Origin of the sequence: Nocardioides sp. Soil796 (genome assembly GCF_001429525.1) — a bacterium.
Lineage (GTDB): Bacteria > Actinomycetota > Actinomycetes > Propionibacteriales > Nocardioidaceae > Nocardioides.
Genome location: NZ_LMSQ01000016.1, coordinates 110,887 through 126,664, shown reverse-complemented (window position 1 = coordinate 126,664; position 15,778 = coordinate 110,887). Strand labels below are relative to the sequence as shown.

At 69.5% G+C, this 15,778-nt stretch carries 13 protein-coding genes; 1 reads left to right on the top strand and 12 read right to left on the bottom strand.

What is annotated here, in order from left to right; genetic code table 11:
• The 12 genes from ASH02_RS06775 to ASH02_RS06720 form a co-directional block, all read right to left on the bottom strand.
• Nucleotides 1–2,277: an FdhF/YdeP family oxidoreductase gene (locus tag ASH02_RS06775; RefSeq protein WP_057294493.1), complete on the bottom strand. Its 2,277-nt coding sequence runs from the start codon at nucleotides 2,275–2,277 to the stop codon at nucleotides 1–3.
• Nucleotides 2,278–2,291: 14 nt separating this feature from the next.
• Complete coding sequence (locus ASH02_RS06770; RefSeq protein WP_056680275.1) at nucleotides 2,292–2,633, bottom strand: DUF1801 domain-containing protein; 342 nt, start codon at nucleotides 2,631–2,633, stop codon at nucleotides 2,292–2,294.
• A gap of 70 nt (nucleotides 2,634–2,703) precedes the next feature.
• Nucleotides 2,704–3,705 (bottom strand): glycine betaine ABC transporter substrate-binding protein, encoded by a 1,002-nt coding sequence (locus tag ASH02_RS06765; RefSeq protein WP_057294492.1) that lies wholly within the window; start codon nucleotides 3,703–3,705, stop codon nucleotides 2,704–2,706.
• A 1-nt stretch (nucleotide 3,706) separates the two neighbouring features.
• Nucleotides 3,707–4,621, bottom strand: coding sequence for an ABC transporter permease (locus ASH02_RS06760; RefSeq protein WP_235530088.1), 915 nt, complete (start codon nucleotides 4,619–4,621; stop codon nucleotides 3,707–3,709).
• Nucleotides 4,614–5,846, bottom strand: a complete 1,233-nt coding sequence (locus tag ASH02_RS06755) for an ABC transporter ATP-binding protein (protein ID WP_057294491.1) — start codon at nucleotides 5,844–5,846, stop codon at nucleotides 4,614–4,616. The genes ASH02_RS06760 and ASH02_RS06755 overlap by 8 nt, the downstream gene beginning before the upstream one ends.
• Nucleotides 5,843–6,484, bottom strand: coding sequence for an ABC transporter permease (locus ASH02_RS06750; RefSeq protein ID WP_056891221.1), 642 nt, complete (start codon nucleotides 6,482–6,484; stop codon nucleotides 5,843–5,845). The genes ASH02_RS06755 and ASH02_RS06750 overlap by 4 nt, the downstream gene beginning before the upstream one ends.
• Nucleotides 6,485–6,641: 157 nt before the next feature.
• Complete coding sequence (locus ASH02_RS06745; protein ID WP_056891222.1) at nucleotides 6,642–7,022, bottom strand: hypothetical protein; 381 nt, start codon at nucleotides 7,020–7,022, stop codon at nucleotides 6,642–6,644.
• Between the two features lie 109 nt (nucleotides 7,023–7,131).
• Nucleotides 7,132–10,614, bottom strand: a complete 3,483-nt coding sequence (locus tag ASH02_RS06740) for an ATP-binding protein (protein WP_235539003.1) — start codon at nucleotides 10,612–10,614, stop codon at nucleotides 7,132–7,134.
• Entirely contained in the window at nucleotides 10,611–11,399 is a 789-nt protein-coding gene (locus tag ASH02_RS06735) for a DUF4194 domain-containing protein (protein ID WP_057294490.1), read from the bottom strand. Before ASH02_RS06735 ends, ASH02_RS06740 begins: the two co-directional genes overlap by 4 nt.
• The gene (locus ASH02_RS06730) at nucleotides 11,396–12,919 is read right to left on the bottom strand and encodes a DUF3375 domain-containing protein (RefSeq protein WP_057294489.1); all 1,524 of its coding nucleotides are present in this window, start codon (nucleotides 12,917–12,919) and stop codon (nucleotides 11,396–11,398) included. The genes ASH02_RS06735 and ASH02_RS06730 overlap by 4 nt, the downstream gene beginning before the upstream one ends.
• A gap of 115 nt (nucleotides 12,920–13,034) precedes the next feature.
• Complete coding sequence (locus ASH02_RS06725) at nucleotides 13,035–13,325, bottom strand: DUF1330 domain-containing protein (protein WP_056680505.1); 291 nt, start codon at nucleotides 13,323–13,325, stop codon at nucleotides 13,035–13,037.
• A 50-nt stretch (nucleotides 13,326–13,375) separates the two neighbouring features.
• A complete protein-coding gene (locus ASH02_RS06720) occupies nucleotides 13,376–14,266 on the bottom strand; it encodes a LysR family transcriptional regulator (RefSeq protein WP_057294514.1) in 891 nt (296 codons plus the stop codon).
• Between the two features lie 84 nt (nucleotides 14,267–14,350).
• Between ASH02_RS06720 and ASH02_RS06715 the strand changes: the two genes are divergently transcribed.
• Nucleotides 14,351–15,655, top strand: a complete 1,305-nt coding sequence (locus tag ASH02_RS06715) for an MFS transporter (RefSeq protein WP_235539002.1) — start codon at nucleotides 14,351–14,353, stop codon at nucleotides 15,653–15,655.
• Nucleotides 15,656–15,778: the final 123 nt, after the last annotated feature.

The following is a 15,778-nucleotide window of genomic DNA, read 5'->3' as shown; positions in this document are numbered from 1 at the left end:
TCAACCCACCAGTTCGAGGCGGACGATGACTTCCTTCGACGTCGGTGTGTTGCTGACGTCGGCCACGCTGTCCAGCGGGACCAGCACGTTCGTCTCCGGGTAGTACGACGCCGCCGAGCCGCGCGCGGCCGGGTAGGCGACCACCGTGAACCCGCTGGCGCGTCGCTCGGTGCCGTCGTGCCAGACACTGACGATGTCGACCACGTCGCCGTCGGAGAGGCCACGCTCGGCGAGGTCGTCGGGGTTGACCAGCACCACGTGGCGGGCGTTGTGGATGCCGCGGTAGCGGTCGTTGCCCGAGTACGGAATGGTGTTCCACTGGTCGTGCGAACGCAGCGACTGCAGCACCAGGTGGCCCTCGGGGGGACGCGGCATGGTGAGCTCGTTGCTGGTGAAGACCGCCTTGCCGCTCGGGGTCGGGAAGACGCCCTCGTTGACCGGGTTGGGCAACCGGAACCCACCGGGTCGGCGTACCCGCGCGTTGAAGTCCTCGAAGCCCGGAACGACGCGGGCGATGCGCTCGCGGACCAGGTCGTAGTCGCCCTCGAAGGACTCCCACGGGATCGCGCTGTCGGGCAGGAGACGACGGGCCAGGCGGCTCAGGATCGCGACCTCACTGAGCAGGTCGGGCGAGGCCGGGTCGAGCTTCCCGCGGGACTGGTGCACCTCGCTCATCGAGTCCTCGACTGTGACGAACTGCTCCCCTGTCGCCTGGACGTCGCGGTCACTGCGGCCCAGGGTCGGCAGGATCACCGCGGTCTCGCCGACCACGGTGTGCGAGCGGTTGAGCTTGGTCGAGATCTGCACGGTGAGCGAGCAGTTGCGCAGCGCCTGCTCGGTGACGTCACTGTCGGACATGGCGCGCACGAAGTTGCCGGCCACCCCCACGAAGACCGAGGCCTTGCCGTCGCGCATCGCCCGCACTCCGTTGACGGAGTCGAAGCCGTGGCTGGTCGGCGGCGTGAAGTCGAACTCCGCACCGAGGGCGTCGAGGAACGGCTGCGGCATCTGCTCCCAGATGCCCATCGTGCGGTCGCCCTGCACGTTGCTGTGCCCGCGCACCGGGCACACTCCGGCGCCCGGCCGGCCGAGGTTGCCGCGCAACATCAGGAAGTTGACGATCTCGCGGATCGTGGGCACACCGTGCTTCTGCTGGGTGAGTCCCATCGCCCAGCACACGATGACCGACTTGCTCTGCAACACCCGGCGGTGCAGCTCCTCGACCTCGTCACGGGTCAGCCCGGTCGCGGTGTGTACGTCGTCCCAGGTGATCGCCTCGACGTTCTTCGAGAACTCCTCGAAGCCGATCGTGTTGCGCTCGATGAAGTCGTGGTCCAGCACGGTGCCGGGCGCGGCGGCCTCGGCCTCCAACAGGAGCTTGTTGAGCATCTGGAAGAGCGCCAGGTCCCCGCCGGGGCGGATCAGGAGGAACTGGTCGGCGATCGTCGTGCCCCGACCGATCACGCCGCTGGGCTTCTGCGGGTTCTTGAACCGCTTCAGGCCGGCTTCGGGGAGCGGGTTGATCGCCACCACCTGCCCGCCGTTGTGCTTGGTCTCCTCGAGGGCGCTGAGCATGCGCGGGTGGTTGGTGCCCGGGTTCTGCCCGGCCACCAGGATCAGGTCGGACTCGTGGATGTCGTCGAGCGAGACGCTGCCCTTGCCGATGCCGAGGCTCTCCCCCAGCCCGGAGCCGCTCGACTCGTGGCACATGTTCGAGCAGTCGGGCAGGTTGTTCGTGCCGAACGACCGGGCGAGCAGCTGCAGCAGGAAGGCCGCCTCGTTGTTCAGCCTCCCGGAGGTGTAGAACATCGCCTCGTCCGGCGACCCCAGGCCGTTCAGCCCGTCGGCGACGAGGTCGAAGGCGTCGTCCCAGCTGATCGGCTCGTAGTGGGTGGCACCGGGCCGCTTCACCATCGGCTCGGTGAGGCGCCCCTGCTGGTTGAGCCAGTAGTCGGACTTCCCGTCGAGCTCCGCGACCGGGTGCTGGGCGAAGAACTCACGGGTCACCCGCTTGGTGGTGGCCTCGTCGTTGACGTGCTTGGCGCCGTTCTCGCAGTACTCGTTCTTGTGCCGGTGGCCGGACGGGTCCGGCCACGCGCACCCGGGGCAGTCGATGCCCTCGGTCTGGTTCAGCGCGAACAGGGTCAGCGCGGTGCGCTTCGCCGACGTCTGCGAGAGGGAGTACTCGATCGCGTGCGCCACAGCAGGTACGCCGGCCGCCCACTCCTTGGGCTTGGTGACCTTCAGGTCGTCCTTGGGATCCTCGTTCGAACGCATGTCGTCTCCGCCCTTCAGGACCTGTTCAGTGCAACGGCTTCGCGGACCAGCTCGGCGAACGCGTCCTCGTCGAGCTGGTCACCCTCGCGGAGGTCGATCGCACGCCGGGTGCCGGCGTCGAGGCTGGCGTTGAACAGCCCGGTCGGGTCGTCGAGAGCGGCGCCCTTGGCGAAGGTCAGCTTCACCTTGTCCTTGTAGGTCTCGACCGTGCAGATCAGTCCGGACGACGAGAACGTGGGGACGCCGTCGGGGTTGGAGGCCTTGCGCCACTTGGCCTCCTCCTCGACGTCGGGCTCCGCCGTCACGATGAGTGACCGCACCTTCTCGACCGTGTCGGATCGCCAGTCTGTGCTCATGCTCGCGAGTCTAGCCACGCTCGGGCGGCCCAGGCCCCCGGGGCGTTCACCAGTTGGCGGGCCGGGCTGGTCACTTGATGAAGCCCTCGTCCTTGAGCCAGTCGTAGGCCACGTCGACCGGCTCCTGTCCGTCGACGTCGACCTTCGCGTTGAGCTTGAGCAGGACCTCGTTGGTGAGCTTCTCGGTGATCGGGGCGAACAGCTTCTCGATCTGCGGGTACTCCTTGAGCAGGTCGTCGTCGACCACCAGGGAGACGTTGTACTTCGGGAAGTACTCCTTGTCGTCCTTGAGCACCGTCAGGTCGAGCGCCACGATGCGGCCGTCGGTGGTGAACACCTCACCGAAGTTGCACTCGCCCTTCGCGGTCGCGCTGTAGACCGCGCCGGTCTGGTAGGTCTTGAGGTTCTTCTCGGGAACCCCGTTGGCCTGGCCCTGCGGGATGCCGTACGTCTTGAGCATTCCCGGCAGCCCGTCGGGCCGGTTGGTGAACTCCGACTCCACGCAGAACGTGCGGTCCTTGACCGGGACGTCCTTGATCTCGGAGAGCTTGGTGATGCCGAACCGCTTGCTGACCGCCTGGGTGATCGCGAAGCCATAGGTGTTGTTCATCGGCGCCGGGGGCAGCCAGACCAGGTCGTTCGTCTTCAGGTCCTCGTCGCGGACCGCGACGTACTGCTTCTGCTCGTCGGGGATCGGCTTGGTGTGACCGAGGTAGGTGATCCAGCCGGTGCCGGTGTACTCCCACATCGCGTCGATCTGGCCCTCGAGCTGCGCCTGCCGGGCGGCGGCGCTGCCGGGGATGTTGGTCAGGTCGGTCACGTCGGCGCCGGCCGAGGCCAGCAGGGTGACTGCCATCTTGCCGAGGATGATGTTCTCGCTGAAGTTCTTGGACCCGATCGAGATGTCCAGCCCGTCGAGGGGCTTCACGTCGGCCACCGGGCCGGCCAGCTCGCCCTTGCGGATCGGGCCGGCCGCCGTGCCCAGGAAGCAGCTGCTCAGCAGCAGGGACATCGCCGAGATGGTGCTGACCAGGGCGAGCAGGGAACGGCGACGGCGCAGCGCGTCGTACATGTCAGATCCCCTTCGGTCGGGTGAGCAGCTCCAGGACGCGGCCCAGCCACTCGATCAGCAGGGCCAGCAGCGCGATCAGGACGGCGCCGGTCACCATCAGTGAGAACTTGAACAGGGAGATGCCCGTCTGCAGGATCTCGCCCAGGCCGCCCGCGTCGATGAAGCAGGCCAGCGACGCGGTGCCGGCGATCAGCACCAGCGACGTGCGTACGCCGGCCATGATCACCGGGACCGACAGTGGCAGCTCGATCTTGAACAGCGTCATCACGCCGGTCATGCCGATGCCGCGACCGGCCTCGACAAGCGTGGGGTCGACCCCCTGGATGCCGACGATGGTGTTGCGCAGCACCGGCAGGATCCCGTAGAGGCTGAGCGCGAAGATCGCCGTCCAGAAGCCACCGTCGAGCCAGAGGAAGAGCAGCACGATCAGTCCCACGGAGGGTGCCGCCTGGCCGGCGTTGGCGATGCCGACGACGACCGGCGCCAGGACCCGGAGGCCACCGCGGGTCAGCATGATGCCCAGCGGTACGGCGATCGCCACGACGATGATCGCGGAGACGACGGTGAGCAGGACGTGCTCCCAGATCAACCCCTGCAGCAACGGGCCGTCGTACCAGCTGGCCGGGTTCCAGCTCGGGAAGGGGGCGTGCCAGTCGGCCGGGTTCCAGCTCGGGAACACCTCGTGGAAGTGGCTGTCGAACAGCAGGCTCCAGCGCAGCTGGTTCGCCTCGACCACGTCGAGCTCGGCGGTCTGGCGCCACCACACGAAGCCACCGAAGACCGCGGCCACCAGGATCGGCGGAAAGGTCAGCATGATGACCATCTCGCGGGTGATCACCCGCGCGCCACGCTTGCCGGTCGGCTCGTGGCCCTCGGGGACCGGCTCGTCGAGAACGGCAGGGCTGGGCTCAGCCATGGCTGCCTTCCTGCTGCTCCGTCACTGTTTGTGCCTGATCCTGCTGGGCCAGCTCGACATGCTCCGCCGCCTCCCGTTCGGCCTGGCGCATGTGGTCGGTGACCGTCTCGAAGTCGAGGACGCCGAGGTAGCGGTCACGGTCGCCGGTGACGATCACCTTCGAGTGCGTCGAGGTGAGCATCGTGTCGAGCGCGTCGTTGAGGGTGGCCGCATGGTCGATGGTCAGCAGGTTCTCGCGGGGTTCGCCGCGCACCGTCGGGTTGTGGCGCATCTGCCTCAGCCAGGGCCACGCGACCGGGCGCTCCCGGTCGTCGAGCACGACCACGGTCTCGTCCCCCGCCGCCTCGGCCTTCTGCACCACGGGTCGGGTGTCCTCGCCCACCCGCGCGGTGGTCGGCTGGTTCAGGTCGAGGGCCCTGACCCGGGTCAGCGAGAGCTGCTTGAGGGTCGAGCCGGCTCCGACGAAGTCGGCCACGAAGTCGTTGGCGGGAGCGGCGAGGATGTTCTCGGGGGTGTCGTACTGCGCGATGTGCGCGCCCTCCTGGAGGATCAGGATGCGGTCGCCCAGCTTGATCGCCTCGTCGATGTCGTGGGTGACACAGACGATGGTCTTGCCGAGCTCGCGCTGGATGCTGATCAGCTCGTCCTGGAGCCGCTGCCGGGTGATCGGGTCGACCGCACCGAACGGCTCGTCCATCAGGATCACCGGCGGGTCCGCGGCCAGGCCCCGGGCGACGCCCACGCGCTGCTGCTGGCCACCCGAGAGCTCGCGGGGATAGCGGTCGCGGTAGCGATCGGGGTCGAGGCCGACCAGGTCGAGCAGCTCGTCGACCCGGGCACTGATCCTGGCGGAGTCCCAGCCGAGCATCTTCGGGACGACGCCGACGTTGGTGGCCACCGTCATGTGCGGGAAGAGACTGCCGCCCTGGATGACGTAGCCGATCTTGCGGCGCAGGCTGGTCGCGCTGTCCGCCTTGATGTCCTGGCCGTCGATGAGGATCGTGCCGGCGGTCGGCTCGATCAGCCGGTTGATCATCTTCAGGGACGTGGTCTTGCCACAGCCCGAGGGCCCGACGAACGTGACGATCTCTCCGGCCGGAACGGTCAGCGAGAGCGACTCGACGGCCGGAACCTTCTGGCCGGGGTAGCGCTTCATCACGCCCTCGAGGCGGAGTTCCGCTCCACTGATCGCCCGCTCGTTGTCGGCGGCGCCGGTCTGGGTCATGCGCGGATTCCCTTCGAGATGGTGATGCGTCCGAGCAGGAGCATCAGCAGGTCGGCGATGAGGGCGACGATCACGATGCCGACCGTGCCGACCAAGGCGTAGCGGACGGCGTTCTCGTTCCCGGCCTGCGAGAGGCCGGTGAAGATGTAGCCCCCGAGCCCGGGGCCGAGCACATAGGCCGCGATGGCGGCGATCCCCATGGACATCTGCACCGAGGTGCGGACACCGGCGTGGATCACCGGCCAGGCCAGCGGAAGTCGCACCCGCATCAGGATGCCGACCTCGGTCATTCCCATGCCCTTGGCCGACTCCAGCAGGGTGGCGTCGACCTGGCTGAACCCGACCACCGCGTTGCGCAGGATCGGAAGCATCGCGTAGAAGGCGACGCAGATGAAGGCCGTCGTCGCGCCGATCTTCGTCACCGGGAGGAGCAGGCCCACCAACGCGAAGGACGGGATGGTCAATCCGATCGCGGACAGCGTGTTGGCCACCGACTCGAGCATCCGGAACTTGTTGACGACCACGGCCAGCAGGATGGCCACGACGGTCGCGACCAGCACGGCCTGGAAGACGAGGTTCGCGTGCTGCAACGCGTTGTAGAGGATGAGGTCCCAGCGGTCCTTCACGAAGTCCCACATGCCTGCGAATCACCCCGGTTGCGTCGAATTTGACCTTCTCAACACAAGCACAGATGCTGCTCGATCGCGTTCTGTCGGCGTGTCGCGGCGCGCTCGTGAAGGTCCGGCGGTACCCGACAGTTGCCGGTTCAGTCGCCTCCGCCCCAGTCCGTGGCCCTCACGAACCCGGCATGCCGGTCAGTGGCGCGGCCGCCTCCGTGACCGCGCCGATCACCTGCGACGCGCGACCGATCCAGACCGTGCCGTGGTCGGTGCGCAGGGCCGCGCGGCCAAGATGCAGGTCGAAGATGCCGATCCGCAGGCTGCTCCCGTCGCTGGCGAGGACGACCTGGCCGCGGCGCGGCGTACGGCACGGGGACAGCAGGAGCTCTGTGCCGGCCGGCCAGCCCAGGGAGGCAAGCGCGTCGTCGACCATGAGGTGCCGGATGGCTCCGTCGTCCCGGCCCTTGGCCGAGGTCGTCGAGGCGGACGCCGGTGCCGTCGGTGGCGGGTCGAACGGCAGGAACGCCTGTTCGTCGCACCTCGACTCCGAACGCATGTTCGAAGCGTACTGGACGGTCGTCCTCGCCGACGGCACCGCACCTCGGGGTCGGGTGGTTCGAAGCGGCGCTGGCTCGCCTCCTCGACCAACGAGGGTGTGGCGCGCCTCAACCAGCGGGAGTCTGCTCCGCGTCGGTGATCGGAGTGATCCACGACTGGTAGGTCGTGGTGCTCTTGGTGATCGCCAGCAGCTCGTCCATGTGCGGTTCGAGACCGGTGACCTTGTCGAGGGGCACACCGATGATCAGCTGGAAGCCGAGACCCTTCCACGCCTGGACGGCGCGGCCGGCGAACTCGGAGTCGGCCTTCACGAAGCCCTCGTCGAGGAAGACCGGCGCGAACCGGGGCCGCGAGCGCATCTCGTCGCCGAGCCGGAACCGCAGCGCCGAGCCGACGATGAACGCGACCAGCTCCTGGCTCTCGCCGCCGCTCTTCTCCCCCAGCGTGCGGTACGTCGCCCGCAGCTCGCCGGTGTGGTGGTCATAGCGCTCGGCGCTGATCTCCACGTGCCGGCGTACGTCGAGGAGGCGGTCGCGGTCGGTGACCGGATCGCCACCCGGGACCGGCCTGCGCAGCTGGCGCATGAACCGGCTCAGGTCGAGGAACCGCTTCTCGAGGTCGGCCTCGTCCGGCTCGGCCGTCACACCGGAGGAGAGCATGCGGAGGTCCTTCATGAAGACCTGCACGTGGGCGGGTGAGAGCCGCCGCAGTCGGATGCGCAGTCTGTCGCCGGACGCCCCGAACTCCAGCCGCCGCAGGATCGCGTTGATCGGCTCGAGCCGGTCCTCGATCTCCTCGATGGAGGCGGCCATCGCGCCCACGAGCGGCACGAGGTCCTGGCCACTCCACTCGGTGAGGCGGCGGCGCCACTCGGTGCGCCGTTGGGCCAGGCCGGTGCCGCGGATGTCGTCGAGGATGCGGGCGTAGTCGGCGTACGAGTCGGGGGTCGCGGCGAGGTTCGGCGACTCCCACTTGAGCTTGTACATCCGGAAGATCGCACCGAGCTCGTCGTCGACCCGGTTGATCTCGGTCTCGGTCTCCCCCACCGCGTCGCGCAGTCGCTCGGCCAACCGCTGCGACGTGACCGGGAAGCGGTCGAGGTCGTCGGGGTCGTCGGGCGTCGCGGCCGCGGCGAAGTCGGCGGCCAACGCCGCGTCCTGCTCCTCGGTGAGCGTCACCGTGCCGTTGCGGTCCATCACCTCGAGGCGGTCGTTGACCAGGTCTTCGGAGTCGACCAGCTCGGCATGCTCCGCGGCCAGGCGCTTGTGGCGCTCCTCGAGCACGAACCGCTTCTTGCGGGCCTGCTCCAGTCGGTCGGACAGGTCGTCGATCTGGCCCTGGAGCACGTGCAGCTTGTCGTCGGCGCGCAGGATCTCGGCTCGCCGATGACCGAGCTCGGCAATGCGCTCGTCGCTGCCCGCGACGTCGATGTCGTCGAAGCGCGCCGCACGGATCGTGTCGTAGGCCGTGCGGACCTGCTCCAGCACGCGGCCCTGGCGGTCGAGCTCGGCCACGTCGGCGTCGAAGGCCTGCAGCTTCTCCTCGAGGGCGGCGAGCTCGGAGTCGATCTCGGAGAGCGCGTCCTCGTTGGAGAAACCGATGATGTTGCGGGTGTCGGCGCGTCCGTGGGCACCGCGACGACCGTTGCGGGTCTGGCCGGCGAGAGTCACCCGGAAGCCGCCACCGGCGAGGCCGTCGGCGGTCTCGACGCACAGGGCGTTGCGCGACGGCTCACCGAGGTGGGCCTGCACCCAGCCGGAGAACGGCGAGTCCTTGAAGAGCAGCTTGCCGGCGATGCGCTCGGGGTCGGCCGGACCGGTGTCGGGCAGGTCGAGCTCGACGCCCTCGAAGGTCAGCCGGCCACGCAGCCGGAGCCCGTCGATGGCCGAGGAGAAGTCCTTGAGCCGGTCGATCGGCACCAGCATGAGGCGGGCGGTGCCGCCGAGGACGGTCTCGACCGCGGTGCGCCACCGCGACTCGTCGGGGGCGACGTCGACCAGCTCGGCCACGAACGGGAGCTCGTCGATGCCGAGCCCGCTGGCCAGGGCCACCTCTTCACGCATCTCATGCATGCGGGACGGCATGCGGCCGGCCCGACTCTGCAGCGAGGCACGCTCCTCGCGCAGCTCGGCCTGCCGCTGCTTGACCGGGAAGAGTCCGTCGCGGGCGATGTCACGCTCACGCTTGAGGCTGGCCGCCTGGTCCTGCCAGCCGGCCAGCCACTCACGGGCCTGCTGCTGCAGGGCGCCGAAGCCGGCATCGGACTCGAGCGCGGTCTCGACGCTGACTGCGTGCGGGTCGGCCACGTCGACCAGCGGCAGCAGGCGCTCCTGCAACACGGCGCGCCGGCCGGCGCGGTCGTCGCGGACCACCTGCTCCTGCTCGATCGACAGGGCGAGGTTCTGGAGCGTGGTTCCACCGGCGGCGCGGTGGGAGTCCTTGGCGTTCTCGAGGTCGGCGACCAGGGCGGCCTCGGACGACGACGTCTGGGACAGGTCGTCCGCGTTCGTCGTACGCGCGTCGCGGTTGGCGGCGACCGCCGCCTCGAGCAGGCGATGGTGAGTGCGCAGGAGCCACAGTCGCAGCGGGGTGTCGCCGCCGAGGGTGACGCCGTAGGAGTCGAGCTGGGACTGGCGCCGGGTGGCCGCGACCTTGCGCCCGTGCAGTTCGGTGATCGGGCCGAGGAGGTCGAGCTTCTCCTCCTCGGTGCGCATCGCGGAGTACGCCGCGTCGAGGTCGTCGAAGTGCTCGATGGCGCGGTCGGCGGCGGCGTACGTCGCGGGGCGCTCGAGCACCATCTCCTTGTAGAGCTCGTCGACGCTGCGCACCTGGTTGCCGGCCTGGATGCGTGAGAGCAGGCGCAGCGCCTTGGCACCATCGCCGTTCGCACCGATGCCGAGGCGGGCGTGCAGGACGGCGGAGAACTCGGCGTAGGTGCGGTGCACGCGAATGCCGGGGAGGAGCTTCTTCAAGGTGTTGGCGTGGAAGCGCTCGGGGACGGCGACCTCGAGGGTGTCGAGGGTGAGCGCCCCCTCGTGGGTGGCCAGCTGCATCTGCACGTCGCTCGACCTAGTGGCGCGACGCGGCACGTAGTAGGTGCGCAGCGCGGTGAACCGGCCGCCCTGGTCGTTGACGAACGTCATCGCGACCGCACCCCAGGTGTCGGCGCCCTTGCCGCGCAGCAGCTTCTCGACCGGTCGGCCGGTCCTGGGGTCGTCGATCACGTCGACGGCGCCACGAAGGTAGGAGAGCAGGTTGCGCTGGCCGACACCGCGGGCGCGCCCGCTGACCGCGTCGTTGGAGGCGCCGTTGAACTTGGTGTCGGAGGGCATCATCAACGCGGTGTAGGCGTCGAGGATCGTGCTCTTCCCGACGCCGGAGGCCCCGGAGATCATCGTGGTGTCACCGCGCAGCGGCACCGTCGTCAGGCCGCCGAAGCCTCCCCAGTTGACCAGCTGGAGAAGGGCCGCCCGCCACTGGACGGTGTCGTCGGCCGGGGTGTCGACCACCTGTCGGGCGAAGAGCCCGTCGGAGGCCTCGTCGACCTCGTCGCCGCCGAGCTCGTGCTCGTTCATCTGGTCGGTGCTCATGCGTCGCGCTCCTCGTCGGCCCCGTCCTTGTCGGCACGGTCCTTGCCGGCACCGTCTGTGTCAGCACCGTCCTCGTCGAAGAGGTCGGCGGGCTCCTCGGGTTCTGGGGTGGTGTCGTTGGCGGAGCGGAGCGCGGACAGGAGCTCCTGGAGCAGCTCAAGCGGGAGCAGCGGCTCCACCGCCTCGCTGATCTCGAACCGTTCGTCACCGGTGGCACCGATCAGGAGACCGGACTTCACGACGCTCTGGACGGCGTTCTGGGCGCGCTTGGTGTCGCCCGACTCGTCCGTGGCGTGCGCGGGTCGGAAGCTGGCCACGTAGTCGAGGATGTCGTCGCGGTCGACGAAGACCCGGGTGTCGCCACTGGCCAGCCCGGCGCGCAGCCGGTCGCGCACGTGCACCAGCACCAGCGTCTCCTCGCGCGACCAGCCGGTGTCGTGGAGCAGGGTCGGGAACCGGCCGCCGGTCTCGGGGACGGCCTGGCGCTTCCAGGCGACCTCGCGCTCGCGGTCGACCATCAGGTCGAGGAACACGTCGTTGAGGCGTGAGCGGAGCACCCGCTCGTGCTCGACCAGCACCTGCCAGTCACGTGGGTGGGTGCGAGCGCTGATGAACCGCTGCTTGAGCAGCACGACGAGGGCCTGGCGTTGGGAGTGCTCGAGACCGCCTTCGTCGCCCTCGAAGAGCGAGACCGAGTCGTCGTACGCCGGGTCGTGCTCGAGGGCGTCGTCCGGTTCGAGCGCGTCTTCCGGCTCCGGCCGGTTAAGGTCGACGTCGGTGGTCATGCGGGGGTCTCACTGTTCTGCTGGGTGCGGCTCTGCTGGGTGCGGTGTGCGTCGAGGTCGGGGTCGGGCAGCGGCATCCGCGGCACGGCGAAGGTTCGTCGCGACCCGTCGTGGCGGACCGTGGCCCAGGTCTCGACGACGTCGTCGGTGGTCCAGCCGCGGTCGGCGGCCAGGTGGAGCAGTCCGTAGATCTCCACCGGTCGGCGCAACGAGGGCTCGAGCCGGTCGAAGACCTCGCCGAGAGTGGCTGCGGGCAGCAGGTCGGAGAGTGCGTCGTCGAGGCGCTGCCGCAGCGACGGCAGCTGCGGCCCGCCCTGGGCCATCAGCTCGGCCAGCGACGGCGACCTCGCGTCGTCGGGGTCGACCGGCTCGATCGGGTCGGGCAGCCGGTCGTCGGCCGGGTCGTGGAAGCGCTCGCGCAGGTGGTCGATGCCGGCGCGCAACGGCAGCAGTGGCACGTCGTGGGTGGCCCGCGGGCCGGTGGTGGCCATCCAGGTCATCAGCTCGGACTCCACCTGGCGCAGCGTCTGCTCGAGCTCGCGGTCACGGGCGGCGTCGTGGGAGACGATGTATTCCTTGAGCGTCGCGGTCACCCTCGACCGCTGGGTGAGCACCCGGTCGAGCCCGTCGCGAACCAGCTTGACGGTGCCGCGCAGCTCGGCCCGGTCGGACTCGGCGAGGATCCGGTCGGAGATCGGGTGCTCGAGCAGCGCGGTGAGGTCTTCGCGGAGCTGGGCGACCAGGGCGTCGTCGCGGAGCAGCCCGAAGGCGCCCTCGAAGGCCCGGCCCTCGTGGGTTGCAGTCATCAGTGCGTCGGCGCGGGCCAGGTAGTCGTCGATCACGTCGCCGGGTGGACGGTCCTCGGCGCGGAAGGCGGCCAGGATCTCGGCACGGATGCCGGCGAACCGCTCCTCGACCCGGGCGAAGTCGCTCGGCAGCGCGGAGATCAACGACTGGAGCTCGGTGAACCCCTCGAGCATGTAGTCCTCGGTGGCGCTGACCATCTCCGCGCCGTCGACGAGCCGGTCGCGCTCGGCGCTGAGCCTGGCGATCTCCTCGTTGAGCAGGGAGACCCGCGCGGTGCGATCGGGGTTGGCCTCGGCGTTGAACCGCCGGACCGTGCCGAGGATGGTGGCGATGCGGTGCTCGCTCAGCGTGGCCCGGTCGCGGGCCAGGCCCTTGACCAGCTCGAGTGCCTGCTGCGCGTGGGAGGTGAGCGTGTAGACCTCGTGACCGCGTTCGTCGAGCGCGCGCACCAGCCACTGACCGCGCATCCACTTCTGGCAGAGGTCGCGTCCGCTCCCCTCGGGCACCAGGGACTCGCCGGTCAGGCGGATCTGGGCGAGGTGCTCCTCGACCTGGGCATGCAGGCGGGCGGTGGGGATCGGCTTGTTGTTGCGTCCGAACGCGGCCCGGAAGATCGTGATCACCACGGGCGCCTGGCGCTGGTGGAGCAGGGTCAGGGTGGGCTGGCTGAACGCCCCCTTGACCCGCGCCAGCTCACCGGCGATCTCGCTCATCCCCACACCTCCAGACTGCGTTCGTCGTACCGACCGGAGCGCAAGCATTCCAGAGGGGTCCGACGGTCCGGCCTCCAGGGAGCGTGGGCCCGTCTCGTGGATGCGTGGAACGGGGTCACTCGACCCCGGGGACGATCCGCACCTCGCGCCGCACGCCACCGTCGAGCGCTGCCAACGCTGCCTGGTACGCCGGACTGTCGTGCGCCTCCACCGCCTGCTCGACCGAGTCGAAGCGGATGATCACCACGCGGCCCTCTCGTGCGTCCTCCCAGGTGTGCGCGGACTGGTCCCGGGCCAGGTACGTGCCGCCGGCCTCGGTCAGGACGGGCCCGGCGATCTCGGCATACGCGGCCATCTTCGCGGGGTCGAGGATCTCGTTGTAGGTGCTGATCCAGTAGGCAGTCATGGATCCATCCTCCTGCACCGCGACACCACCGTCGACGCGGCCCACCCCATTCAGGGCACGACCGAACCATCCAGCTTCCAGGTGTCCCTGAGGAACGAGAGCATCCGCTCTGCGGGCGGAGCCAGCGCGTGGTCGGTGCGCCAGGTCAGGCCGACCGTGCGCCGGGCGAGCGGCGAGCGCAGCGCCAGGCTGATCGTTCCGTTCACGCCGGCGAGCTGCTCGGGCAGGATCGCGACGCCCAGGCCGGCCGCCACCAGCCCCTCGATGGTGGCCAGATCGGCACTCTCGAAGGAGATCCGCAGCGCCACCCCGTCCTCGGCCATCAGCTGCTGGACCACCGCCCGGTAGCCGAAGCCGACCGGAGTGGTGATGAGCTCGTCGCCGGCCAGGTCCCGGAGCGTGATCCGCTTGCGGTCCCGGAGCCGATGCGTGGGTGGCACGACGGCCACCAACCGCTCGTGCTGCAGCGTCAGCCAGCCGAACGGTCCCGCGGGCTGGATGGTGGTGACCCCCAGCTCGGCCTCGCCCGTGGTCAGGTCGCGCATGATGTCGTGGTGCGGCTCCTGGGCCAGCAGCACCTTGGTCCGCGGCGCGTGGGCGTGGAAGGCGCGCAGCATCTGGGGCACCAACGAGGTGGCCATCGAGTCGAGGAAGGCCAGCCGCACGACACCCGCCTCGGGATCGAGTCGGGTGTCGAGGTCGCTGCGCAGCTGGGCGTGACGGTCGACGATGTCGCGGGCCGCCGCCACCACGAGGTCCCCCGTCGGGTTGAGTTGTACGCCAGCGGGAACGCGTTCGAACAGGCGCGCACCGAGCTCGTCCTCGAGCCGGGTCAGTGACCGGGAGAGCGTCGGCTGGCTGACGCCCAGGATCGCAGCGGTGTCCGTGACGTGACCGTGCTCGGCCAGGGTGAGCAGCCATTCGAGGTCTCGGATCAGCACGCCCGACATCATACGTGTTGCGTATGGAGTGCTTCCAATTTCGGCATTGTACGTATCATCATTGGAGGCGGATCCTTGTGAAACGTGAGCACCACCCTGACCACTCGTCCCACCTCCGACTCCGGACACGCACCGGGCAGCCCGGGCTACCGCCGAATCATGATCTCGATGTTCGCGGCCGGCAACGCCACCTTCGTCCTGCTCTATGCCACACAGTCACTCCTGCCGGCCTTCGTCGACGAGTTCGGCGTCTCCCCCACGCGCAGCACGCTCACCGTCTCACTGACCACCGCCTCGCTGGCCGTGGCACTGCTGATCGCCGGCCCACTCTCCGAGGTGGTCGGACGAACCCGACTGATCCACATCTCGATGTGGGCCTCCGTCGTCGTCGGGCTCGCCTGCGCCCTGGCCCCCACCTGGGAGACCCTGCTCGCCCTGCGCATGCTGGCCGGCTTCGCCCTCGCCGGGCTGCCTGCGGTCGCGACGGCGTACCTGCGCGAGGAGCTGCACCGCTCCGCCCAGGCCGGCGCCGTCGGGTTGTACGTCGGAGGCACCGCCCTGGGTGGGATGGCAGGTCGACTCGTCACCGCACCGGTCGCGGACGTGGCCGGCTGGCGGTGGGCACTGGCCAGCGCCGCCTTGTTCGCACTCGTCTGCGCCGTGCTGGTCGCCGTCCTGCTGCCGTCGTCACGCCAGTTCACGCCCGCCACCCGGGGCCGCGGCAACCTGGCCCGGGCCACGCGCGGAGTCCTCGACGACCGTGCACTCCTGGCGCTCTACGCCCTCGCTGCCTGCCTGATCGGCAGCTACGTCTCGGTGTTCAACGCGATCGGCTTCAGGTTCACTGCGGCTCCCTACGGCCTGTCGCTGGGTGCGATCAGCCTGATCTACCTGGTCAATCCGCTCGGCTCGGTCAGCTCGATCGTCTCCGGGCGCTTCGCCAACCGGATCGACCGCCGGCGCATCATCCCCCTCGGCTGCGCCGTGGCGCTGGCCGGTGTCCTGCTCACCCTGAGCGGATCGTTGCCGGTGATCGTCCTCGGCATCGCCCTGCTGTCGATCGGCTTCTTCAGCATGCACGGCCTGGCCAGTGGCTGGGTGACCGTGCGCGCGCACGCGCTGGGGGCCAGCACCGGCCAGGCCGCGTCGTTCTACCTGTTCTCCTACTACGTGGGGTCCTCCGTGTTCGGCAACCTCGGCAGCACTGCCTGGACGCACGCGGGCTGGACCGGCGTCGTGGCGCTGAGCGGCGGCCTCCTGACCCTGACCGCACTGTTGATCGTGGTGCTGCGCGGCACTCGAGCGCCCGCGGCGCCCTCGGCGCCCGCCTCGCCCGGCTCACCCCGGGCCAACGCCTCGAGCGACGAGCCGACCGCGCTCGTGGCCTAGCTCGGACCGGGAAGCCGATCCCCCGACCTGCGCTCGCGGCCCCACCTGCCGCGGTTGAATGAACGTTTGTTCAAGCTGGACCTTGAACAAACGTTCATTCAACGCGAAACGTTGTGGCGTGTG